The following is a 23987-nucleotide window of genomic DNA, read 5'->3' as shown; positions in this document are numbered from 1 at the left end:
ATCAGGAAAGGGCCATATTATTACCTCTGAAAGCATGGCAAAAACCACTGGAAAAAGAGAGTTATTAAATTTTTTTGCAATTAAACAATAGCTCAGGTTCCTATGTTGGATTTAACACAAAAGTTATATTGAAGCATAGATTGCAAAAAAAAAGGCTATGATGTGCGACTTAGATACCTATATAAGTAGCTCTTTGCCATCTGAAAGATGAGCCAAATATGGCTTTTTTGCATGGGAACTAATCTATTTAATTAATTTATAAATAAGAAAGGCCCACATAATGGGCCTTTTAAAGTCTTATAAATACACTCAGTACTTTATCCTGCTAGATTGTATTAGCTGGTTTAGGAAGTAAAGAGGATCATTTATAAAGAGGGTTTATTCGTCGGTTAAACGAAAATATTTCGTACCGAAATAGCGTTGTAATTTTTTCCTGATTGTACCGCGGCTGATTCCAAGCAGTTTAGCTGCTTGTAGCTGATTGCCCCGTTTCTTTTCCATAACGGCTTGCAAAAGTGGCGGCTCAACTTCAGAAAGAATCATGTCATAGAGATCATCGATGGCTTTGCCTTTATTTTCAGCAAGAAATCGTGTTACCAAACCATAAACTAAATCTTGAAGACCTTGATCTTGTTTTGTAGTTTGAGTAGCTATTTGTGTTTCAATGACATTCATCATAACTTCCTTATTTTAGTTAAATCATTCTATCCCAATACTTTCATTTGAGAATGAAAGCAAAATTAATTGTACATGAAGGTTAATTGATAATCTACTATTCTTAAGGAATTCTTAAGGAATTCTTAAGTCAAGAAGAATCTTTCTCTGCGCGGGGCTTTTTATCAGCGAGTTTCAATTCGGAATTGACCAATTCCGCAATGGTACAATCGGCCTGGCCTGTAGATAGCGATAATTTAAGTTGTCTAAGGCGCCTTTGCATGCGTTCACTCATTTCTTGATCGGTCAACAGCTCAAACAAAGAACGGGTTAATTCTGTGACATTACAATCATACTGTAACAACTCTGGCACTATCATTTCATTTTGTAAGAGATTACATAAACCCAAATACTTTACTTTAATGACTTTCATTGCTGCAATAAAGCTAAGTAATGAACCCTTATAAATAATGCACATGGGTTTTTCAAGGAGGGCGCACTCAAGAGAGGCGGTTCCAGAAGCAACAACAGCACAGTCACTGCAGGCCACAACCTCGCTTGCATGACCAAGTGTAAATGAGATTCCGATTTTCGATTTAGAAAAATAGTTCTTAACGATAGAAGGTTCGAGGGTACCCGCGATTGGAATAACAAAGTGTAGATCCGATAGTTTTTCGTTTAGTTTTTCGGCCGCTGCTAACAATATTGGCATATGCCTTTCAATCTCGTTGCGCCTGCTTCCTGGTAACATCGCAATTAAACGTTTGTCTGTAGGAAGCTCAAATTTAGTTCTTGCACTTGCTGCATCATCGCATGTTGGTATTTTTTCAACAAGAGGGTGGCCTACAAACGATACGGGAATATTTGCTCTTTGATAAATTGCTTTTTCAAATGGAAGGATAACCGCCATCCGATCGACATAGGCGCGAATGAGTTCAATACGGTTTGCTTTCCAAGCCCAAATTTGCGGGCTTATATAATATAAGATACGAATGCCAAGTTCTTTTGCAAATTTTACAAGCCGTAAATTGAAGCCAGGGAAATCAACTAAGATGAGCAGATCAGGTTTGTTATTGCTTAGGTGAATTTTGATGGCATTAAATGCTTTTTTGATGATAAGCAAATTACGGAGTACTTCAGTGAGGCCGGTTGTGCCATATCTCGCTAAATCGCTAATGAGATGAACACCGGCTTCTTGCATATGTCGTCCACCAATACCGCTGATTTCAAGCGATTTGTGTACAGTTTTTAATTGATGTACAAGGGAAGCAGCGTGGATATCACCTGATTCTTCTCCAGCAATAATCACAAGCCGTTTAGTCTCGGGCATAATTTAAAGTCAAATGGTTATCAATTAATGCCGAAATTTTTGCTGCTGTGGCCAATGCGTCTCTTCCTTCCTCTCCGGTAACTAGGGGTATTGTATCCTTCTCTATGCAATCTAAGAAGGCCTTTATCTCTTCGAGTAATGCGTCACCTTTATCAAATACAGACTGATGCCTGGTAATTTCAGGTATACCTGGAAACATTTCGCCTTCCCCTTTTTGAAATACAGCGAATTGTTTATTTTGATAATCAATCGAAATATATGAATTAGGCTGAAAAATTCGTGTTTTGCGCTCTGTTTTGAAGCTAACACGACTGGCCGTTACATTCGCAACACAATGATTTGCAAAGGTAATTCTGGCATTGGCAATATCAATTGATTTGGATAGAACAGGTGCACCTTGTGCATCAATATTAACAATTGGGTAATTAACAATTGCTTGGATCAGATCAATGTCATGAATCATCAAGTCGAGAACTACATTAACATCAGTGCCTCTTGGGTTAAAAGGGGCTAATCGGTGTGATTCAATAAATAATGGCTGTTCGAGGTATTCATCGAGTGCTAAGCGAGCGGCATTAAACCGTTCTAAATGACCCACCTGTAATTTCACTCGATGCTGTTTGGCCAGAGCAATCAGCTCGTTTGCCTGTTCGACAGTTTCTGTAATGGGTTTCTCAATAAGAACATGGATGCCTTGGGTTAAACATTCTTTAGCGATTTCGTAGTGCCTATTCGTCGTAGAGACAATGCTAACGGCATCAATTTTGCCAAACAAGTCTTTATAATCGATATAAGCAGGAACATTAAGCTCACGTGATACAGTTTCACAAGCATCTGGATTAATGTCACAAATTGCTACTAAGTTAGCATTAGGTAGCATTTTATATTTTTGAGCATGAAAGCGCCCTAAGTAACCGACGCCAATTACGGCACAATTTAATATACTCATAATACAACGATGATAATAATTTGTGCGCATGATCTCATTTTCTTAATGATAAATCAATTTTAAATGGTTATGATTAGCTGTTTGTTGATTTTCAGGAGATAAGCAATGGCGGGGTGTATTGCCGGAGTTGATGAAGTAGGGCGAGGGCCTTTAGCAGGTCCACTTATCACCGCAGCAGTAATTCTTAATAAGCCAATTGAAGGTGTGATGGATTCAAAAAAGTTAACTGCTGCCAAACGGAAAAAATTAGTTGATAAGATTAAAAATGAAGCACTCTGTTTTTCTTACGGCAGAGCCGAGGTGGAAGAAATCGATCGATTAAATATTCATCATGCTACTCTCCTAGCGATGAAGAGGGCAATCGAGGCCTTAACTATTCAACCGGATGAAGTGATTGTCGATGGTATGTTCATTCCAACAATAGCCATCCCATGCAAGGCAATTATCAATGGTGATAATATTGAAAATGCAATTAGTGCTGCCTCAATTCTAGCAAAAGTCCTTCGCGATGAGGAAATGGAAGCAATGGATTTAATTTATCCAGGTTACGGTTTTGCGCTACATAAAGGTTATGCAACTGCCATGCATCGTGCTGCATTAAAAGAAAAGGGGCCTTGTGCCATTCATCGTAAGAATTTTTCATCCGTAGCTGCAGTTTTGCATTCTGTAGAATTGATATGAGTTATTTTGGGCTTTGAGGCCCAAAATAACTGTATCTTTCCAGTGAAAGGGAGCAGTGCAAATATGGCATAACTAAATTGAATTTGGAGAGAATCGTTTAACTTCAAAAGTCAGTAATTTAAAGTAGTCATATGACATATAGAATTCACCATAGTTACCAGCCCAAGCTCCCCAAGAGTTGCGTAGTATCAACAAGCCCTTGTGTTTTTTTCCCTTGTTATCGAAAGCTACAGCATTATCATCATAGCCTGTAATTATCATTTCATGCGCTGATTTCACATTTTTTATACCGTCAATGATTTCTTGGGTTAATACCCAAGTGTCTTTGTCAATCCAAGTCTTGTATTTACCTACCGCGCCAACTGTTCCTAAATCCGTACGTGGCAACCTTACTGCAAAAACTAATCTATCTCCTGAATTAAGGGCTTGTTTGACTTCATTTAATGTTTTACTAGAATCAAGTCGATAATAGCTATTTGACCAATTCGCCAAATGACCAAAAATCAATTCACTCATTGAAGCGAATTTATCTGGTTCTATATATGATTTTGGGGTTTTACCATTAAGAGGGTATTCCTTCAAAACACCACAGCCAAATTTTCGCTGCTTTTCCTTATTAATAATCCCATATTGGCTAATTTGGCTGATTACAGAACTTGCGTTGCTCCCATCCCAGCCACTTGAACTGTAGCCATGGTTTTCTAAATAATTACCTAATTGTAAGTGACAAAGCTGGCTAACATAGTCGCCTTTACCAATTAATGCATCCAATGCGCCTGTTACAGCAAAAGTAACGCATGTTCCATGACGACCTTGATCAAGTACCGGAACTTTGTTCATACCGAGTTGAATGGCATTAGGTAGAGTCGATTCTTGAGAAGAGGAATCTAATGAAAATTGATTTCTGTGTAGAGATGCTTCTCTGGCTCTCATTTCAAGCAATGCTTTTTCTTCATCAGAAAGTTCTATTCGTAATAATTGAATTTCCTTTTCATTTTCTTTGGATTGTACAGCTTTGTTCGTTGATAACTTGATAATGTGTTTTATTGAGCCTGTGATTGTAACTTCTTCTGAATAGCCGTTCGAAATAGCCAATAGGGTTATAATAAGGGCTCTAATCGTAATTAATTTTAATTCCATAGATTGTGGTGCCAGAAATCGAAGTGGCAAATTATTATTCATAAAGAAAATAATGTCAACACTTTGAATTATGATTTAATAATTGTTCTTAAGCCACATGAAGGAAACCTATTATGTTAGCGGCCATAGGATAAATTATTAAATAAAATGCGGTGTGAGCTAATTGACATCAAAACACCAAAGCCGGTGAGAAAAGTCACCATTGCGGTTCCACCATAGCTGACTAGAGGCAAAGGAATACCAACGACAGGCAAAATACCCATCACCATACCTATATTGACGAAAGCAGAAAGAAAGAAAGTCATTGCCAAACTTGCAGCTAGGAGACGAGTAAAACTGGTTTGCGCATGCCTTGCTATATGAAGACCACGAAGTGAAATCAAAATCACTAATGCAATAAGAATACAGCTGCCGACGAAACCAAACTCTTCCCCGCTCACTGCAAAAATAAAGTCAGTTGCATGCTCCGGTAAAAAATTAAGATGAGATTGACTTCCTTCAAGCCAGCCCTTTCCAAAAACACCACCGGAACCAATCGCAATTTTGGATTGAATAATATGATAACCCGATCCAAGAGGATCTTGTTCTGGATTAAGTAAAGTATAAATTCGCTGTTTTTGATAATCGTGCATCACGTGCCAAACTAAGGGGATGCTTGCACCGATAGCCATACCCATAAATAATAAAATACGCATTCTTATTCCGGCCAAAAAAATAACGCATAAGCCAGAGGCAATCACCATAATAGCAGTACCTAAATCAGGTTGTTTAGCAATTAAAATACCCGGGATAAAAATCATTAACGCGGCAACCAATAGCGATTTGATTCTGATAGGGAAGGGTTGGCGATCAAAATACCAAGCGGCCATCATAGGAATGGCTAATTTCATGATTTCTGAGGGTTGAAATCGAAATAGTCCTAAATCTAACCAACGCTGCGCTCCTTTACCAATCTTACCTATAAGCATCACCGCAATTAGCAAGGCTAAACCTATCCCATAAATCCATGGTGTCCATGCTTTATATTTGTGAGGAGGAATTGCAGCAAAAACCATCATGATACTTAAAGCAAACACTAATCTAACTGATTGCCGAAATACCATGCTTAAATTTTGATTTGAAGCACTGAATAGAATTAGCATCCCCATAGCAATCAAGGCTAAAAGTAAACACAACAAAGGAAAATCAACATGGATTGATTTTGCAGTTAGTCTATAAACTGGTCGATTGTGACGTGTTTTCATGACTTAGTTTCACTTTTCTTCAGTTCAAAATAAGCATCCATGACCTTTCGTGCCACATTAGATGCTGCTAGATCATTTTCTACCATTACTGCCACTGCAATTTCTGGTTTTTCTACAGGAGCAAAGGCAATAATGAGCGAATGGTCTCTTAAGTATTCAGGAATATCCTCGTATTTGGCTTTACGGACTTTTTCATATTGCTTACCGCCAAATACTTGGGCTGTGCCAGTTTTGGCTGCAACCGAGTAGGGCGCATTTCGACCAAAACGATAACCTGTCCCTTCATTATTAGTAATCACAGACTGCATGGCTTCTGCGATGATTGTCCAATAATTTTCATCTTTAAGTTTTATGGGATACTCTTCAAGGACTTTATATTCATGGATCTCTCCCTTATCACTTTGAATGGATTTATGCAGGAGATGAGGTCTAAAACGTCTACCTTTCTGACTTAGTGAGGCTGTTGCATTGGCTAGCTGGAGTGGGGACACAAGCGTAAAGCCTTGCCCGATTGAGGTTATAACCGTATCACCAGGGTACCAAGATTGGCCTTTAGCTTGTCTTTTCCAATGTTTATTAGGGACAAGTCCAGGGGCCTCTTCGTGCAAATCGACATGAGTTAATTGACCAAATCCAAATTGAATTAACATATCCTCGATTGCTGTAATACCCATTTTGTGACCCAAGTGATAAAAATAAGTGTCACAAGAGACAGTGATCGCTCGTTTTAAATTAATAAAACCATGTCCCGTTTTTTTCCAATCTCGGTAGGGGTGGCTAACGCCTGGCAGCCTAAACCAACCGGGATCATGAATGCTGTAGGTGGTATCGACAACACCTTTCTCTAGACCAGCTAACCCCATAAAGGGCTTGATTGTTGACGCTGGGGGGTATAAACCTCGAACTGCTCGATTATAAAGCGGCCGATCGCGTGCAGTAGCTAATTTCTTATAATCATCAGCACTAATTCCATTGACAAATAGGTTTGGATCAAAACTGGGCGCGCTAACCATTGCCAAAATATCCCCGCCTTGGGTGCTCAACGCAACAACTGCCCCACGTTTATCTTTCATGGCTTGGTACGCGACTTGTTGCAATCGTGTATCAATAGTCAGATAAAGTTTTTCCCCCGATATTGGGTTTTGCTTGTTGAGAACTCTGATAGTTCGACCACTCACATCGGTTTCGATCAATTGATAACCGACTTCACCATGTAAGATATTCTCATAAAATTTTTCAATTCCTGATTTTCCAATAAAATTGGTTGCCTGATAATTGGTTGGATCGACCTGACGCAACTCCTGCACATTGATCCGGCCCACATAACCAAGGATATGTGCCATCATTTCACCAAAAGGATAATAGCGCATTAACCTCGCTTTGATACTAACCCCTGGAAAACGATACTGGTTACTTGCAAAAACAGCGACTTCTTCTTGACTTAATTTAAGTTTGAAAGGGATAGGAACAAACGAACGATTCTGTTTGCGAGCATGATTAAAGTTATCGATATCTTCATCGGTAATCGATGGAAGGAGAATCCGTAACTGTTCCAAGGTTTTCGGTATATCTTTAACGCGTTCAGGAATAATTTCTAGAACATAGACAGGAATATTTTCTGCAAGAACAACCCCATTTTTATCAAGAATAATACCTCGAGGCGGAGCAATTGGAATAACACTCATTTGATTTTTTAAAGAAAGTGTTTCATAGCGCTTAAATTCGGATATTTGCAAATAGGTTAGGCGTAAAATCAGTGTTAATGATAAGATAATTATCAATAAGACTAGTAAATTTAATCGAGAGGTATGCAATCGCAATTCTGCCCGATCATTTTTTACTGAATTGTTAAATCGCATTTTCTGCAAATAAGATAAAAGTACACATCTTAGCTTAAAACTTCACTTGTGATAAGGGTGCTTATGTATAATCGACCAGGCTCTGTAAAGTGTTTCTAAGAGAATGATACGAACCAGTGGATGGGGTAAGGTCAATTTCGATAACGACCATCTCTCATCTGCTCTTCCTAGTACTGATGGAAGCAAACCTTCTGGCCCACCAATAAGAAAACATAGATGGCTACTGATTTGCTGTAGTTGCTCTAATTTCGAGGCCAGCTTTTCGCTACTAAATGATTCTCCACTAATATCCAGGGCAATCACACGTGCATTTGGAGGTATTGTATGGGTTATTAAGGCAGCTTCTTTTTCTAAAATCCGTGTTAAATCACTGGCTTTTCCTCGCTTTGCAAGTGGAATTTCAATTAAATTGAAATTTACAAATTCTTGTAAACGTTTAGTAAACTCAGAAACTGCGCTATTTACCCAGGTAGGCATTTTATTGCCACAAGCAATTAGCGTAATTTTAAGCATAATTAGTCATTAGATGGGTTAGTTTGCCATAGTCCTTCTAAATTATAAAAGGCACGGCTTTCTGGCTGCATAATATGTAAAACAAAATCTCCAAAATCAATCAAAACCCATTCACCATTTTCAAGACCGGATTGACTTAACGGTGAAAGTCCTGCTGCTTCCATCCGTTCAATGACAAATTCTGCAACTGCTTTAACGTGACGGGATGAACGGCCGCTACAAATAATCATATAATCTGTAACCGAAGTTTGCTGTTTTACGTCAATCACAGTGATGTCAATCGCTTGTATATCATCTAACGCTTGTTGTAATTGGTTTAAAATTGATTGTTGCTCAGTCATAAATTCGAAAATCTTATTCAAAAGCGTCGAATAATAGCAGTAAAAATAGAACTCTCAAAGAATTATAAAATAGCCAATAGATAAACTATTTTCGCAGATACCTTTAATTGGTTCGATCTTTCATGTTTTTGCAAAGACGTTTTTTTACTCATTACACCCGCCGAACTCAAAATAGGTTGCTGTTTATGCCTTGATATAAGGATCTTCAACTCATTTGCTAATGATCTCTTTAAGGTCTTTTTGGGATAAAACTGGACAATATGGAGTAATATGATAGGATCTTTCGCTTTTTTATTTTCAATAGGATTTTCAGTGAAATTTACTTTATGTCGAAAGACTATTAATTCTCAGAACTTTGATGAGCAACTTGAACTTTTTATACTCGATCCTAATCCGGGTACTATTGATGTTGACGATATGGATACGGATATTGAAAGTCAAAGGCGCTGTCTTATGGCATTTCGTAAAATTGCAAATGAACGTAAGTATGAAACCTCGCTTTCCATTGAATTAAGTTCACCTCTTAAATTTTTAGAGACTATTCTTAAAGAGATTGAGGGGCGTGCTTGTATTAGGCAACTGAACCTTGAAGGCACGCCTGATATGTTGAATCTTGCTGTAATAAGTAAGGCTTTAACCCAACCCTATTGTCCTATTGAAGCACTGAGTTTTGTTATAGGGCCTCATGAACATTTTCTACCTTTAGCTCAGGCTTTACAATTGAATAGAACGATTTCAAATCTAAAAATTAACTATAGTATGTCGTTTTACGGATTGAAGATGTTAGAGCCGATTTTTCAAGCATTAACGTGTATTCCATTGACTGGAGCTGAAAATCCTGCCAACTCTTCAGTGCAAACCCTCCATTTAGTGGGATTTGATATACCTAAGACAGAGGCCGAAGCTTTAAATAGGATGCTTGAGAAAAATCAATCGATTACAAAGCTAAGTTTTACCGACTCAGATTTTAGTGATTTTTTTAGATTACAGGCAGGTTTGGTTAACAACAAGCGATTGTCAGTCCTTTCATTAAAACGCTGCATGGTCTCCTCTGGTGACCTTGTAAAAATTGTTTCTTACTTACCACCTCATTTAGAAGTCCTTAATCTTTCTAATCTAAGGGGATTTGTTAGTGAAAAAGATCTTATCAAAGATCTCATTAACCTTATCAAAGAATGTAAAAAGAGGAAGTTATCTTTTACATATCATTTTTAATGGTAATAATTTGTGGAATGAGTTTGGATGCCGAGAAGAGCTAAAAGAGTTATTACTCTCTTCAGGGGATGAATTTAATGTTTCCCTCGAGTGTGATGACCTCAAAGAGATCCTGGTGTACAAGCAAAATCAATACGCCACTTTCTTCGAAGTATTAGCTAAGGCGTATGATGCTGGGGATAGTCAAATCCAACCGCCAACACCAATAAGCGGAAATGTGTTTAATTAAATTTTTATGGTTCAAAGGTAATTGACAGTAGCTGTTTCTACTTTGTCCTTTATGCCGAGAAATTGAATCAGAGGATTACACGTCTAAATTTGCTGTGTACTACACTTTAGAAGGGTATTTGTTAATACAACGGAGATTTCCATGGAAACAGTTTTGGGGTGTACTATTGAATTACACGACAATCCTGTGAAAAAAAGAATTGCTTTGGTTTTGCAAGGTGGGGGAGCATTAGGGGCTTTTCAAGCGGGGGTTTATGAAGGACTAGAAAAGGCAAATTATATTCCCAATTGGATAACAGGAACTTCAATTGGAGCAATCAATGCAGCGATTATTGCAGGAAATGAGCCTCAAAATCGCTTACCTCGGTTGAAGCAATTTTGGCATGCAGTAATTCACGATGAAATATTTGATTTCGGGCTTGACCTCCCTGATTCTATTCGGAAATTTGTCACGAACTGGCAGTTTCATCAAGTAGCGATGTCTGGAATCTCCGTTTTTTTCAAACCAAGGTTTTTTACGATGTATGACATGTTTTATGGTCCTTGGAATAGTTTCTATGACACCGAACCTTTGCAAAATTTTCTTAAGGATCTAATCGATTTTGATTATTTGGCCAAAGGTGAAATACGTCTAAGTTTAGGGGCGACGAATATTAATACAGGAAAAATCCGTTATTTTGATTCTAAACTAGAAAGAATTGAACCAAAGCATATTATGGCAAGCGGTGCATTACCCCCCGCATTTCCTCCAATTGAAATTGATGGCGAATATTATTGGGATGGAGGTGTATATTCGAACACACCGCTTTCTGTGGTTCTAGACGATTTGCCTCGAACGAATACCCTTTGTTTTATGGTGGATTTATGGAGTGCTAAAGGTGAGCTCCCTAACTGCATTGACGACGTAAAAAAAAGGAATCTTGAAATCATTTACAGCAGTCGTTCAGATGAGCAAAAGCTAATCTATGAAGATAAGCACAATCTAAGACGAGCAATTAAAGCACTGTATGAGCAACTACCTGAAGAAAAGCAATTATTACCCGAAAATCTCGATTTAGTCTCTTTAGGGTGTTCTACCGATTTTGATATCGTTCAGCTTGAATACCAACAAAAACCCTGGGAATCATCAACGAAGGACGCTGATTTTTCTGCTTATTCCATTCATGAGCGGTGGAATCAAGGCCTAGAACAATCCACAAGAGTATTAAAAAGTAAAAAATTCCTCAAGCCACATCCGCCGCATGTGGGCGTTGTTATTTATCGTGCGCTCGAGGAATGATTGTGCAAATGGGATAGATAGAAAGGTCGGTTAATTGATTAATTCTCCTCTTTCTTTTCTTGCAAATTAGCTAAATATTTGTCGAGTGGAGTAAAAGAAACAAAGAAAGAGAGCAAAGCTGCACCTATACCGGTAACCAGTGACTCTTTCCAGGATGTACCGCCATGACTTATAAAATCAGCAATTGTAGTTCCAATAAAAGCAATAGCTGCTACTCCGTAGCGGGAAGTTTGGAACTTAACTAAATCTCCATACGAGGCCAATAAACTAATTACCCCTGTACCTAGTCCTGTACAAATTGCAATTTCCCAATGATGCCAGGAGATTACGTATAAATTTCCCTTAGTCATAGCAAGAAGGCAAGCCGTGGTAGATTGAGTTATATGGCGAATAACGATTGTAGAGCGCACTTTTATGTCTGAAAGAAATTTTGACATATTCTCCATCCTTGAGCGTTAGTTTGCTAACAGTATAGTCAAGATTGAGAGGAGCAGGATGGTTCATTTGATCCAACCTGCTTCACCAAGACAGTCATTAGCTTTAATTGCACTTAATTAAATGATTCGTTGCTGCAACAGTATGGCGTGATAAGAGGGCTTTTATCACTCTGAACAAAATAAAACAGATTAGCGTTGCAATAAACAAAATATTTAAAAGGGTAGAAAATGTTTGCGCATAATGGGCCTTAAGTTCAAGGATTGATAACGCTTCTCCCTTCACAGAGGTAAGTGAGGCGAGTTTCCCTGATAAGAACCCTCCTATACCTAATGAAACGAAAAAGATACCCATCATAGTGCTTACTTTTTTACGGCTGGCAAGTACTGTTATCGCTGATAAGCCGACAGGGGATAATAGCAATTCGGCAACAGAAATGAGCAAATAAGCAGGGATGAAAAATAAAGGTGATAACAAAGTTGCTCCAGTAGAGTTAGAGCAAACAACGGAAATTAAGGCGTAGGCCGCAGTCATGAAAAGCATCGCTAACAAAAATTTCTTTCCGGTACGGATACCGCTTTGTACTAAAGTAAGCTGAGCTTTACTACGTGAAAGTAGGTAACCAAAAACAATCATTCCGACACTTTGGATGCTCACATAATAAGGCGGGGGGAAAGAAATGCCAAATAATTTAGGTTCTACGACACGTGAAATGAATAAGGTTAAAGACATAAACATCTGGAAATAAAAAGCCCAGAACATCACAGAAATAATACACAATAATCCAATGACGGCTGTTTGCCTAGCTTGATTAGAAGATTCACGCTTAATCGAATAAAACAAGTAGATTAATGACAAGAGGACGACAGCGCCGAAAGCGGCATCGGCAAAAATAGGGAAATTCAGGATAGAAAAGGAGATTAACCATAATACGGATATCATGCCTACTGCCTTGATGAATTTCTCTAAGCGTAATTCATGAGGATGATAGTCAGCAATTTTGTAACGATAGGCTCCAAAAGCAAATACGGCGAAGGAAATCACCATACCAAAAGCAGCGCTAACAAAAGAAATTGACCAACCAAAATTATCTTTTAGCATGCTTGGTAAAGTTGTGCCTAAAATGATACCAGTGGTGATACCCATATAGAAAATAGTAAAACCGCTTTCGCGTTTCGAGGAGCCGACATCGTATTCGTTGCCTAAAAGTGACGAAATATTTGGCTTTAACAACCCAGTACCTACAGCGACACCACCTAATGCAGCAATCAATATAGCCTTAGAAGAAAGGAATGTAAGGACTAAGTAGCTGAAAAATAGGAAGACTGCTCCTGCTAGTATGGCTCTTTTCTGACCAATTAAGTGATCAGCAATCCAACCTCCAATAACAGGTGAAAGATAGGTTAATGCGGTAAAGGATCCGACTAGGGCATAAACTTGATCATCAGGCCACTTAAAGTGGAGTGCAAGGTAGAGGGCAAGTAAAGATTGAACAACATAAAATCCATATCTTTCCCACATTTCAGTGGCAAAAAAAACCCGTAATGACGGTGGGTGTGAGGCCAATTTGTCTAATTCGTTTTGCACAGTAATTTCTTAAATAGCACCTGGGTTTACATAGTTTATCATATTGTTTTTATGTTTAACATACTGTTGGGTATTAAAGCAGGCAATTATGTCTTTCGCGTGTATAAATCATTAGTGTATGATAACTGTCTCAGATCCAGGATGGAGAAAGGATGATAATTGTAAATTCAAATCACCGTCAAATCAAAGCGAATTGTGGCACTAAGCTGGAAGCTAAAAATTGGCTTACTGAAGCAGCCTTACGTATGCTCTGTAATAACTTAGACCCAGAAGTTGCAGAAAATCCTGACGCTTTGATTGTCTATGGTGGACTCGGCCGAGCAGCTCGCAATTGGCAATCCTTCGATAAAATCGTGGAAGTGCTTAAAAAGCTCAATAGCGATCAAACGTTACTTATCCAATCAGGAAAACCAGTTGGCGTGTTTAATACTCATGAAGATGCGCCACGGGTGTTGATCGCAAATTCTAATTTGGTGCCTCACTGGGCCAATTGGGAACATTTCAATGAGCTCGATAAAAAAGGTTTAATGATGTATGGTCAAATGACTGCCGGAAGCTGGGTTTATATTGGTTCTCAAGGAATCATCCAAGGTACTTACGAGACTTTTTCGGCTTGTGCCAGAAAGCATTTTAATGGAGATTTGTCTGGACGATGGGTGCTTACAGCAGGACTTGGGGGCATGGGTGGTGCACAGCCCCTTGCAGCAACAATGGCTGGTGCGAGCATACTTGCTGTTGAATGCGATCCCAGCCATATAGAGAAGCGTTTAAAGACCCGTTATCTTGATAAATCCACGGATAACCTTGAACAAGCATTATCATGGATCCAAGAATCCTTAAAGGAAAAATCGCCCTTATCAGTCGGGCTTCTAGGCAATGCTGCAGATATTTATCCTGAGTTATTGCGACGCAATATCCTACCTTCTTTAGTTACCGATCAAACAAGTGCCCATGACCCGCTGAATGGCTATCTACCTAAAGGATGGTCTTTAGAAAAAGCCGAAAATTTGAGAAAAACAGCGCCGGAAGAAGTCATTGTTGCTGCAAAAAAATCCATTGCCGAGCAAGTCAGGGCAATGCTTGCATTCCAGCAAAAAGGCATTCCTGTTTTTGATTACGGCAATAACATTCGACAAATGGCTTTTGATGGTGGAGTTAAGGAGGCATTTACCATTCCGGGATTTGTCTCAGAATATATACGGCCTCTATTTTGTGAAGGAATCGGACCATTTCGTTGGGTAGCTCTGTCAGGTGATCCCCAGGATATTTATGCCACAGACCAGCGAGTTAAGGAATTGATGCCATATGATAACCATTTGCACCAGTGGCTTGATATGGCACGTGAAAAAATTACCTTTCAAGGTCTACCTGCAAGGATCTGTTGGGTGGGTTTAAAAGATAGATCTCGTTTAGCTTTGGCGTTTAATGAAATGGTCAAATCAGGTGAAGTCAAAGCCCCCATTGTTATCGGCAGGGATCACCTCGACTCTGGCTCCGTGGCAAGTCCAAACCGCGAAACAGAAGGTATGTTAGATGGCAGTGATGCTGTGTCAGATTGGCCTTTGTTAAATGCATTATTGAATTGCGCAAGTGGGGCGACTTGGGTCAGTATTCATCATGGTGGTGGAGTTGGAATGGGTTTTTCTCAACATGCAGGAATAGTCATTGTAGCTGATGGCACCGATACAGCTGCAGCACGGCTTAGCCGAGTTCTTCATAATGATCCTGCAACAGGTGTAATGAGGCACGCAGATGCTGGTTATGAGTTGGCCAAACAATGCGCCAGAGAAAACAATTTATGGTTGCCCATGGAAGAAATTGGGGAGCCTGCACCATGAGAGAGTCATTTACATTACTACCTGGGCAGTTGAATTTGCAAACGCTCAAAACAATACTCAAAGAGAATAAATGTTGTGTATTAGATGAGAGTGCCATACCGGTGATTGAAGCTTCTTGCAGTATCGTCCGTCAGGTGATTGCGGATAAAAGAACGGTTTATGGGATTAATACAGGATTTGGCTCGCTTGCAAACTTAAGGATTTCCGATGATCATTTAAAACAATTGCAACGTAATATTGTGCTTTCGCATGCTTGCGGAGCGGGGGAACTTCTTTCGGATGAAATTGTTGCCCTGACATTGTTGCTGAAAATTAATAGCCTAGCACAAGGCTATTCCGGTGTGAGAAAAGAGTTAATTGATGCGCTAATCGTGCTTTTTAACAAACGGATTTATCCTTGTATACCTGCTAAAGGCTCAGTTGGTGCTTCTGGTGATCTAGTGCCTTTAGCCCATCTTTCACTGCCTCTGCTGGGAGAGGGTGAAGTCCGTTATGATGGGAAAATACTAAGTGCTGAAGAGGGATTAAAAATTGCTGGGCTAAAGCCTTTAGAATTAGCACCCAAAGAAGGGCTAGCATTGTTAAATGGATTGCAACCTTCAGCAGCAATTTGTATGAGCGCTTTTTTTTATGCTGAACTCTTGTTTGATGCTGCTGTTTTAGCAGGGAGCTTATCGGTTGATGCTGCTTGTGGAAGCGATATTCCTTTTGATGATCGTATTCATCTAGCGCGTGGTTATCAGGCTCAACGGGATGTTGCGGCCATGTATCGCGAATTACTCGCGGATAGCCCCATTCGTGAATCTCATCGCCATTGCGATCGAGTGCAAGATCCATATTCTTTGAGATGCCAACCGCAAATTATGGGCGCTGTGCTACATCAAATGCGGTTTGTGGGGGAAACCCTTCAAGTTGAGGCAAATTCTATTTCAGATAATCCTTTAGTATTTATTGATCAGGAAGATATTCTTTCTGGCGGCAATTTCCATGGTGAAATGATTGCAATGGCCGCTGATAACCTTGCTTTAGCTTTGGCTGAGTTAGGTGCTAATTCAGAGCGGCGGATTGCATTGCTAATCGATAAGCATTTCAGTAGGTTACCTCCATTTTTAGTAAATGAGGGTGGTTTAAATTCTGGGTTTATGATTCCCCATGTTACGGCGGCAAGCTGTGCGAGTGATAATAAGGCGCTTGCCCATCCCCATAGTGTCGATAGCCTTCCCACTTCAGCAAATCAAGAAGACCACGTATCGATGGCCACAAATGCTGCAAAACGTCTGCATGCTATGGTGGATAATACTGCAACCATAATTGCTATTGAAATGCTAGCTGCTTGCCAGGGTTTAGAGTTTCATAAACCACTGGCTACCTCGCCAAAGCTAGAAGTCGTTTATGCAAAAGTCAGGACATTTGTTGATCCTTATACAACTGATCGGTATTTCGCTCCTGACATAGCGATAATCAAACAAAAAATTCTTGAAGGTGATTTTGCATTAACCTAAATCGAGGGGGAAGAGTGACTAAAGTTTTATTCATCACAGGAGCAAGTAGGGGCATCGGTAGAGCCATAGCGCTTAAGTTTGCACATGAAAAAGCATGTATCACAATAGCTGCTAAGACCGACATGCCTCATCCAAGTCTTGAAGGAACTATACATACTGTTGCTCGAGAAATAGAGGAACTTGGCGGCCAAGCATTGCCATTAGTTGTTGATGTGCGTGATGAAGGGCAGATCCATCATGCCGTTGAAAAAACGATTGAACGATTCGGCCAATTGGATATTTTGGTAAACAATGCTAGCGCCATCAGTTTAACAGATACTTTATCTACACCAATGAAGCGTTATGATCTTATGCAAGCGGTTAACGTCCGTGCAACATTTGCTTGTTCACAAGCGGCAATTCCCCATCTTAAAAATTCAAAGAACCCTCATATACTTACTTTGTCCCCACCATTATCAATAGATCCAACATGGTTTGCTCCGCATCTTGCTTATACAATCAGCAAATATGGAATGAGCATGTGCACTTTAGGGTTGGCCGCAGAACTTAAGCAATATGGGATTGCTGCAAACTCCCTATGGCCTAGAACAACCATCGCAACAGATGCTATTCGAGTTCACTTTCCCGATGCCATTTACAAAGCTAGCCGGAAGCCAGAAATTGTTGCAGATGCTGCGCATTGGATATTATCTCAACCCTCTAAAATGACGAGTGGGAATTTTTTTATTGATGAAGAAGTGTTAAGGAAAGCTGGTGTTACTGATTTTTCCGTGTATGCTATCGATCCAACCATAAAGCCTTATGATGATTTATTTTTATGAGTGTTGAAATTTACACTGACGGAGCTTGCAAAGGCAATCCTGGTCCAGGCGGGTGGGGAGCGTTGCTTCGCTATAATGGCCATGAAAAAACGCTTTATGGTAGTGAAGCTCAAACAACTAATAATCGCATGGAGTTGACTGCTGCGATAAAAGCGTTGTCTGCATTAAAACGCCCTTGTGTTGTTAATTTGTTTACCGACTCACAATATTTGCGTCTAGGAATGACTGAATGGCTAGCACAGTGGAAAAAAAAAGGTTGGCGTAATTCTAAAAAAGAACCTGTAAAAAACGCTGATTTATGGCAGCAGCTTGATGAATTAGCGTCCAAACACACCATTATTTGGCACTGGATAAAAGGGCATGCAGGGCACCCTGAAAACGAGCAGGCAGATGCTTTAGCAAATCGTGCTATTGAAGAGCTTTTAGGTTCGTCATAATGCGATACTGATTAAAAACAATCATAATTAACACAAAGGGTCAACCATTGACATCTACCACGATATTAAGCCAATATCCAGTCTGGTAGCTTCAGGGCGATTTTTTAAAAATATCTCCCCTTTATAATATAAATTTTCCTTTATTTTTTTAATGATGAGACAAATCGTTTTAGACACAGAAACAACTGGTATTGGCCCGGAATTAGGTCATCGAATTATTGAAATTGGTTGCGTGGAATTAGTTGATAGAAGGCTTACGAATAACCATTTTCATGTATATCTTAATCCTCAACGTCTAGTTGACGAAGGGGCTTTCCGTGTCCATGGGATCAGCACTGAGTTTTTGCAAGATAAGCCTCTATTCAAAGAGATTGCTAATGAGCTGATTGAGTTCATTGATGGGGCCGAGTTAATCATTCACAATGCCCCTTTTGATATCGGCTTCTTGGATGCTGAATTAAAGCTTATAAACGCCAGTTTCGAAATCAGAACCCGCTGTTCTGTTATTGATACTTTAGTACTAGCTAAAGAAAAACACCCTGGGCAACGAAATAACCTAGATGCGCTCTGCAAACGCTATGAAATTGACAATTCAAATCGCACGCTACATGGCGCATTGCTTGATGCAGAGATTTTAGCTTCTGTTTATTTAGCAATGACTGGCGGGCAAGCCGATCTATTTGATGATGCAGCTGAGCTCATTACCCAATCCGAAATTATCATTCATCAACCTACAGAGCAATTAGTCAGCGGCTCACCTATTCTTGAAGCTAACCCAGAGGAATTGCGACGTCATGAGGAATTTATTCAGTTTTTAACAAAAAAATCTGGGAATAACCTTTGGGAGTCTGAATAAAAATTTGAAATGTACAATTTTTGTCCTATAGTTAGATTCAGGAATAGTTCAACTTCAGGATAAAATCATGGAACGGATAAGACCTCGTAAGTTGTTGTATTTTGCTGTTGGATTTAGCTTTTTTTTCTCCATTTCAGAACATACCGCTTTTGCTGCGTCCTCTGATTTTAGCTCACCTAAGATGGTTCTTGCATCGAATACTTTCATTTTCAATCCGCGCACCTTGACTTGGAAAGCAGTGAAAGACGGCAAGGTTATTCGATCTGGAAAAGCAATTGGCGGTAGCAAATACTGTCGCGATATTGGTCGTTCTTGCAGAACACCCACAGGAACTTATTCTATTCTCAGCAAAGGCGGTCCAGGATGCCGTTCTAGTCGTTATCCTGTTGGGAAAGGCGGCGCAAAAATGCCTTACTGCATGTTTTTCACTACGAATTATGCAGTTCATGGGTCTTATGAAATGCCAAACTACAATGCAAGTCACGGTTGTATCCGCGTCTACCCTGACGCAGCACGTTGGTTAAATCATAATTTCTTGAATATTGGCTCTACTGTGATTGTAAAACCTTATTGATAGTTCGCTCCCATTGTCTTGTTTGGGCAATGGGAGATAAACAGGCTTTATGCCTCTTCGCCATCGATAAATTCATCGTCATCGCCCATGCTAAAGGATGAACCACAACCACATGTGGTTTTTGCATTGGGATTGCGGATAACAAATTGCGCACCCTGAAGATTTTCCACGTAGTCGATCTCTGCTTCGCTAAGGTACTGATAGCTCATTGAGTCCACTAATAATTTGACAGATGATTTCCCATCTGAACAGGCTTGTTCAATGACGGTATCGTCCTCTTGGATTTTCTCATCAAAGGTAAATCCATATTGAAAACCAGAACAGCCACCGCCAGTGACAAAAACACGGAGATTCAAATTGGGATTTTCTTCTTCTGCGATCAATGAAGCAACTTTATCAGCTGCACTCACAGAAAAAAAGATGCTGGACGAGGATGGCGACGCATTAATTGCACTCATAAAAACTCCGAGTTGAATCGTAGTAAAGGGATATATATTGTTATTGTATAACATTAAAGTAGAGGCGCCAAATAGGTGCCCTGCATCAACTATCGAATAATATGTTCTATTATAGCACCGCCTAAACACTGATTTTTATCGTAGAAAACAATGTATTGTCCAGGAGTAACTGCTCGTTGCAAATTAGAGAACATCACACAGTGTTGATTTTGATTTTCAGGCGAAACGATACAAGCTTGTTCGGGTTGTCGATATCGTGTTTTAGCATAGCAAGTGAGGGGTAAGATATCTTTGTAATCTGCCAACCAATGTATAGGCCCACAAAGAAGACCTTGGGAATAAAGCATGGGATGGCTATTGCCCTGAGCAACAATTAATGTATTAGTTTTTAGATCTTTATCCACGACATACCAAGGTGCTTCACTTGAATCCTGTCTTCCTCCGATTCCAAGGCCTTGGCGTTGTCCCAAAGTATAGTACATCAACCCATCATGACGACCTAAATACTCGCCCTCGCTGCTTTTAATATCCCCTGGTTTAGCTAAAATAAACTCCTTTAAAAACGTTTTAAACCGCTTTTCACCAATAAAACAAATACCCGTGGAGTCTTTCTTATCGTGGGTAACTAAACCTAGTTTTTTTGCAAATTCCCTTACTTGTGCTTTGGGATATTCACCAATGGGAAACAATGTTTTTTTTAGTGCGGCTGGATCAACCGCATGTAAAAAGTAAGTTTGATCTTTGTCTCTGTCTTTGGCTTTAAATAATTCTCCACCCTGTACCTTTGCATAATGTCCTGTAGCAATATAATCGGCACCCAAACTTAAGGCATGGTTTAAAAAGGCATTGAATTTAATTTCTTTATTACAGAGAACATCAGGGTTAGGTGTGCGTCCTTGTTCATATTCAGTAAGAAAATGAGCAAATACGCGATCCCAGTATTCCTTTGAGAAATTCACAGTATGTAAAGGAATACCTAATTGCAGGCAAACGGCTTGGGCATCAGCTAAATCGAGAGCAGCTGCACAATAACCTTCGGTGTCATCCTGTTCCCAATTCTTCATAAACAGGCCTTCAACATGATATCCTTCTTCACGAAGAAGCCAGGCAGCTACCGATGAATCGACGCCTCCAGACATACCAACAATAACTTTAGCTTTCATAAAATAGCATTGTGTATAAAAAAGGGTCTATTTTACGTTATAATATATGAATTTGAAATCGATATTAAAAGTAATTTTATGCTAATTAATTTAAAAAACTATGCAATAAAAGAGGGGACTCATACGGTAGTAGTTGAGTTGAGTGATAGATTACCCGCCCGAATTCAAACGCGTTGTTCCGTCAACTGTCAATTTGACGTCAAAGCTTGCGATGATTATTATCTGCTGACGCTTAATGTGGATGGTGTGCTAAACTTAACCTGTCAACGCTGTTTAGATGAATTTTCCCATCATTATCATAATCAAACTGAATTAGCTATTTGCCGCACTGATGAAATGGCTGAAAAAATGATGGAAAAATATGAGAGTATAGTCGCCAAAAACAATCATGTTGATCTTGCAGAATTAATCACTGATGAATTACATCTTTATGCACCTGAATTTCATCTCTCAACTAATGAATGCAATAGTGCAGCATCTAAATTCATCACATTAGAGCAAGAATAATATAGAAATTATTGCGTAACACTTGGATTACCGACAAAAAATCGGTAATATTCCGCCCCAGCAAATGCAAATTGTGTAGGAGTAATACAATGGCTGTACAACAGAATAAGAAATCACGCTCCAAGCGTGATATGCGTCGTTCACACGATGCCTTAACCAAACCAACTTTATCAGTTGATCCAACTACTGGAGAAACTCACCGTCGTCATCATATTACCGAAGATGGTTATTACCGTGGTCGAAAAGTCCTAGACACTGATAACGTTTACGAAGAACAAGAGTAATTGGCTTGAAAAATATCACCATTGCTATAGATGCGATGGGCGGGGATCATGGCTTAAAAATTGTGATTCCTGCTTGTGTACGTGCCGCTCGACACAACCCTGATTTAAAGTTGTTGTTGGTTGGTGATCAAAATCAGGTAAATGCCCATCTGAAAAAACTTGGGGTAGCCCAAAATAATCAATTTTCCGTCGTGCACGCTTCGGAAGTTGTTGCTATGGATGAGTTACCGTCTCATGCGATGCGGAATAAGAAAGATTCCTCCATGCGGGTGGCTATCAACTTAGTCAAAGAAGGGCGCGCTCAGGCTTGTGTAAGTGCTGGCAATACGGGTGCGCTTATGGCGACAGCTCGTTTCGTTTTAAAAACGTTGCCGGGAATTGATCGGCCTGCGATCATTGCTGAATTACCAACTGCACGCGGAAGAACACGCGTCATCGATTTAGGCGCTAATGTTGACTCTTGTGCCGAGCATCTTTTTCAATTTGCTGTGATGGGCTCTGCCCTAATTCAAGCAGTGGATAAAAAACCAAAACCTAAAATTGGCCTGCTTAATATCGGCGTTGAAGAAATCAAGGGTAATGACCAAGTTAAACGCACAGCACATATGCTTGCTGAATGCAGTTTGATGAATTATGTGGGTTATGTTGAAGGGGATCATTTCTACTCCGGAGACGTGGATCTTGTTGTATGTGATGGTTTCGTAGGCAATGTTGCTCTAAAAGCAAGCGAAGGCTTGGCTAAATTAATGCTTTCCCTGCTTAAAGAATCGTTTTCACGAAATTTTCTTACCAAGTTTGCTGGCCTTCTTGCCTTACCTGCCTTAGGGCACCTAAAGAAACGTATGGACCCAGCCCGTTACAACGGCGCAAGCCTTTTAGGACTTAACGGCATTGTGGTTAAAAGTCATGGTGGTGCAGGTGAACTTGCTTTTCAATACGCGATTGAAGAGGCAATGCTAGAAGTCAAAAATAATGTGGTCGACTTGGTACGAGAACAAATAACCGATTTTATCAATCAAGGTTTGTTACTATGAAAAATGCCGTTATTAATGGAACTGGTAGTTACTTACCTGAACGTATTGTTACCAATAAGGATTTAGAGTCAAGCCTGGATACTAGTCACGAGTGGATTTTATCGCGAACAGGCATTAGTAGTAGACGTATAGCTTCGGAGCATGAAACGACTTCGTACATGGCTTGCCAAGCTGCAGCAAGAGCGATCGAAGCTTCAGACATTGTTGCAGATGATCTTGATTTAATTTTGGTCGCTACTTGTACCCCGAATCACATGTTCCCAAGCATGGCATGCCATGTGCAAAAATCGCTTAATATAACCAAACCTATACCAGCCTTTGATATCAGCGCAGCGTGCAGTGGTTTTGTATATACGATGGATGTAGCTAGGCAATACATCAATACCGGTAGTGCGAAACATGTCTTGGTTATTGGTAGTGAAAGTATGTCGCGGGCGCTAGACTGGACTGACCGATCTACTTGCGTATTATTTGGTGATGGGGCTGGCGCAGTTGTGCTAAGTGCGAGTGATAAGCCTGGTATTCTGGCCAGTACGCTGCATGCCATGCATGATCAGGAAGGTTATTTAACTTACCCTAATTATACTAATTTGGATCAAAGAGCATTTATCGGCATGAGAGGCAATGAGGTTTTCAAACTTGCAGTCAACATCATGGGGGATGTTGTCGATGAAATTCTTCAGTCTTGTCACTTGCAAAAATCAGATATTAATTGGCTCATTCCACACCAAGCTAATCTTCGCATCATTCAGGCAATAGCGAAAAAATTAAATCTGCCCATGTCACAAGTAATTGTGACAATAGAGCATCAAGGAAATACTTCCGCAGCATCAATACCGTTAGCTTTAGATTATTCTATACGCGAAAACCGAATTAAACGAGGCGATTTATTACTGATGGAATCTTTTGGTGCCGGAATGACTTGGGGCGCGATGGTTATACGATACTAGATGGGATTCAATTCACTAGCTAGCAGAAATGCATTGATGTTCTACCGGCGCAGCAAAGTACAACACGGACGCTGAGAAATAGAGAAAATCAAGTCGCATTTCAGGAAG

At 39.8% G+C, this 23987-nt stretch carries 26 protein-coding genes; 14 read left to right on the top strand and 12 right to left on the bottom strand.

Annotation, left to right across the window (positions count from 1 at the left end; all coding sequences use genetic code 11):
• Positions 1–378 precede the first annotated feature (378 nt).
• From LMI_RS08180 to LMI_RS08170, 3 genes are all read right to left on the bottom strand, one after another.
• Positions 379–675 carry a helix-turn-helix domain-containing protein gene (locus tag LMI_RS08180; RefSeq protein ID WP_045099361.1) on the bottom strand — a complete coding sequence of 99 codons (297 nt, stop codon included), beginning with the start codon at positions 673–675 and terminating at the stop codon, positions 379–381.
• Positions 676–805: 130 nt separating this feature from the next.
• A complete protein-coding gene (lpxB, locus tag LMI_RS08175) occupies positions 806–1984 on the bottom strand; it encodes a lipid-A-disaccharide synthase (RefSeq protein ID WP_045099360.1) in 1179 nt (392 codons plus the stop codon).
• Positions 1971–2933 (bottom strand): Gfo/Idh/MocA family protein, encoded by a 963-nt coding sequence (locus tag LMI_RS08170; RefSeq protein WP_045100656.1) that lies wholly within the window; start codon positions 2931–2933, stop codon positions 1971–1973. Before LMI_RS08170 ends, lpxB begins: the two co-directional genes overlap by 14 nt.
• 105 nt (positions 2934–3038) lie before the next feature.
• Here LMI_RS08170 and rnhB point away from each other — a divergent pair, with 105 nt between their 5' ends.
• On the top strand, positions 3039–3614 hold the full coding sequence (rnhB, locus tag LMI_RS08165) for a ribonuclease HII (protein ID WP_045099359.1): 576 nt from the start codon (positions 3039–3041) through the stop codon (positions 3612–3614).
• Positions 3615–3686: 72 nt separating this feature from the next.
• Here rnhB and LMI_RS08160 read toward each other — a convergent pair whose 3' ends face one another.
• The 5 genes from LMI_RS08160 to rsfS all read right to left on the bottom strand — a co-directional run bounded on the left by LMI_RS08160 (position 3687) and on the right by rsfS (position 8711).
• On the bottom strand, positions 3687–4754 hold the full coding sequence (locus LMI_RS08160; RefSeq protein WP_045099358.1) for a C1 family peptidase: 1068 nt from the start codon (positions 4752–4754) through the stop codon (positions 3687–3689).
• 116 nt (positions 4755–4870) lie between these two features.
• Positions 4871–5998 (bottom strand): rod shape-determining protein RodA, encoded by a 1128-nt coding sequence (gene rodA, locus LMI_RS08155; RefSeq protein ID WP_045099357.1) that lies wholly within the window; start codon positions 5996–5998, stop codon positions 4871–4873.
• Positions 5995–7857, bottom strand: a complete 1863-nt coding sequence (mrdA, locus tag LMI_RS08150) for a penicillin-binding protein 2 (RefSeq protein WP_045099356.1) — start codon at positions 7855–7857, stop codon at positions 5995–5997. The genes rodA and mrdA overlap by 4 nt, the downstream gene beginning before the upstream one ends.
• 42 nt (positions 7858–7899) lie before the next feature.
• Positions 7900–8370 carry a 23S rRNA (pseudouridine(1915)-N(3))-methyltransferase RlmH gene (gene rlmH / locus LMI_RS08145; RefSeq protein WP_045099355.1) on the bottom strand — a complete coding sequence of 157 codons (471 nt, stop codon included), beginning with the start codon at positions 8368–8370 and terminating at the stop codon, positions 7900–7902.
• Positions 8371–8372: 2 nt separating this feature from the next.
• Complete coding sequence (gene rsfS, locus LMI_RS08140) at positions 8373–8711, bottom strand: ribosome silencing factor (RefSeq protein WP_045099354.1); 339 nt, start codon at positions 8709–8711, stop codon at positions 8373–8375.
• Between the two features lie 312 nt (positions 8712–9023).
• On the opposite strand from rsfS, the gene LMI_RS08135 reads away from it, so the two are divergent.
• The 3 genes from LMI_RS08135 to LMI_RS08125 all read left to right on the top strand — a co-directional run bounded on the left by LMI_RS08135 (position 9024) and on the right by LMI_RS08125 (position 11433).
• On the top strand, positions 9024–9926 hold the full coding sequence (locus LMI_RS08135; RefSeq protein WP_143001040.1) for a leucine-rich repeat domain-containing protein: 903 nt from the start codon (positions 9024–9026) through the stop codon (positions 9924–9926).
• 10 nt (positions 9927–9936) lie between these two features.
• Positions 9937–10155, top strand: coding sequence for a hypothetical protein (locus LMI_RS08130; protein ID WP_045099352.1), 219 nt, complete (start codon positions 9937–9939; stop codon positions 10153–10155).
• 141 nt (positions 10156–10296) lie between these two features.
• Complete coding sequence (locus LMI_RS08125; RefSeq protein ID WP_045099351.1) at positions 10297–11433, top strand: patatin-like phospholipase family protein; 1137 nt, start codon at positions 10297–10299, stop codon at positions 11431–11433.
• Between the two features lie 38 nt (positions 11434–11471).
• Here the strand turns inward: LMI_RS08125 and LMI_RS08120 are convergent, their stop codons facing one another.
• Positions 11472–11870, bottom strand: a complete 399-nt coding sequence (locus LMI_RS08120) for a hypothetical protein (RefSeq protein WP_045099350.1) — start codon at positions 11868–11870, stop codon at positions 11472–11474.
• Positions 11871–11973: 103 nt separating this feature from the next.
• Positions 11974–13434 (bottom strand): peptide MFS transporter, encoded by a 1461-nt coding sequence (locus LMI_RS08115; protein WP_102010587.1) that lies wholly within the window; start codon positions 13432–13434, stop codon positions 11974–11976.
• 173 nt (positions 13435–13607) lie between these two features.
• Between LMI_RS08115 and hutU the strand changes: the two genes are divergently transcribed.
• The 6 genes from hutU (at position 13608) to LMI_RS08085 (ending at position 19483) form a co-directional block, all read left to right on the top strand.
• Complete coding sequence (gene hutU, locus LMI_RS08110; RefSeq protein WP_045099348.1) at positions 13608–15293, top strand: urocanate hydratase; 1686 nt, start codon at positions 13608–13610, stop codon at positions 15291–15293.
• Positions 15290–16795, top strand: a complete 1506-nt coding sequence (gene hutH / locus LMI_RS08105; RefSeq protein WP_045099347.1) for a histidine ammonia-lyase — start codon at positions 15290–15292, stop codon at positions 16793–16795. Before hutU ends, hutH begins: the two co-directional genes overlap by 4 nt.
• A 14-nt stretch (positions 16796–16809) precedes the next feature.
• The gene (locus tag LMI_RS08100) at positions 16810–17616 is read left to right on the top strand and encodes an SDR family oxidoreductase (protein WP_045099346.1); all 807 of its coding nucleotides are present in this window, start codon (positions 16810–16812) and stop codon (positions 17614–17616) included.
• The gene (gene rnhA / locus LMI_RS08095) at positions 17613–18053 is read left to right on the top strand and encodes a ribonuclease HI (RefSeq protein ID WP_045099345.1); all 441 of its coding nucleotides are present in this window, start codon (positions 17613–17615) and stop codon (positions 18051–18053) included. Before LMI_RS08100 ends, rnhA begins: the two co-directional genes overlap by 4 nt.
• 154 nt (positions 18054–18207) lie before the next feature.
• Positions 18208–18909 (top strand): DNA polymerase III subunit epsilon, encoded by a 702-nt coding sequence (dnaQ, locus tag LMI_RS08090; RefSeq protein ID WP_045099344.1) that lies wholly within the window; start codon positions 18208–18210, stop codon positions 18907–18909.
• Between the two features lie 67 nt (positions 18910–18976).
• Positions 18977–19483, top strand: a complete 507-nt coding sequence (locus LMI_RS08085; RefSeq protein WP_052679498.1) for a L,D-transpeptidase — start codon at positions 18977–18979, stop codon at positions 19481–19483.
• A 47-nt stretch (positions 19484–19530) separates the two neighbouring features.
• Here LMI_RS08085 and erpA read toward each other — a convergent pair whose 3' ends face one another.
• Both erpA and mnmA read right to left on the bottom strand, forming a co-directional pair.
• Complete coding sequence (gene erpA / locus LMI_RS08080; RefSeq protein ID WP_045099343.1) at positions 19531–19941, bottom strand: iron-sulfur cluster insertion protein ErpA; 411 nt, start codon at positions 19939–19941, stop codon at positions 19531–19533.
• 89 nt (positions 19942–20030) lie between these two features.
• Positions 20031–21104 (bottom strand): tRNA 2-thiouridine(34) synthase MnmA, encoded by a 1074-nt coding sequence (gene mnmA, locus LMI_RS08075; protein WP_045099342.1) that lies wholly within the window; start codon positions 21102–21104, stop codon positions 20031–20033.
• Between the two features lie 78 nt (positions 21105–21182).
• Between mnmA and LMI_RS08070 the strand changes: the two genes are divergently transcribed.
• The 4 genes from LMI_RS08070 (at position 21183) to LMI_RS08055 (ending at position 23879) form a co-directional block, all read left to right on the top strand.
• On the top strand, positions 21183–21611 hold the full coding sequence (locus LMI_RS08070; RefSeq protein ID WP_045099341.1) for a YceD family protein: 429 nt from the start codon (positions 21183–21185) through the stop codon (positions 21609–21611).
• Positions 21612–21700: 89 nt separating this feature from the next.
• Positions 21701–21895, top strand: coding sequence for a 50S ribosomal protein L32 (gene rpmF / locus LMI_RS08065; protein WP_045099340.1), 195 nt, complete (start codon positions 21701–21703; stop codon positions 21893–21895).
• A 5-nt stretch (positions 21896–21900) separates the two neighbouring features.
• A complete protein-coding gene (gene plsX, locus LMI_RS08060; RefSeq protein WP_045099339.1) occupies positions 21901–22929 on the top strand; it encodes a phosphate acyltransferase PlsX in 1029 nt (342 codons plus the stop codon).
• Positions 22926–23879 (top strand): beta-ketoacyl-ACP synthase III, encoded by a 954-nt coding sequence (locus LMI_RS08055; RefSeq protein WP_045099338.1) that lies wholly within the window; start codon positions 22926–22928, stop codon positions 23877–23879. The genes plsX and LMI_RS08055 overlap by 4 nt, the downstream gene beginning before the upstream one ends.
• The last annotated feature ends 108 nt before the right edge of the window (positions 23880–23987 follow it).

It is taken from the genome of Legionella micdadei, assembly GCF_000953635.1.
GTDB classification, from domain to species: Bacteria; Pseudomonadota; Gammaproteobacteria; order Legionellales; family Legionellaceae; genus Tatlockia; species Tatlockia micdadei.
Note: the sequence above shows the minus strand (reverse complement) of the source record. Positions and strands in the feature narration are given on the sequence as shown.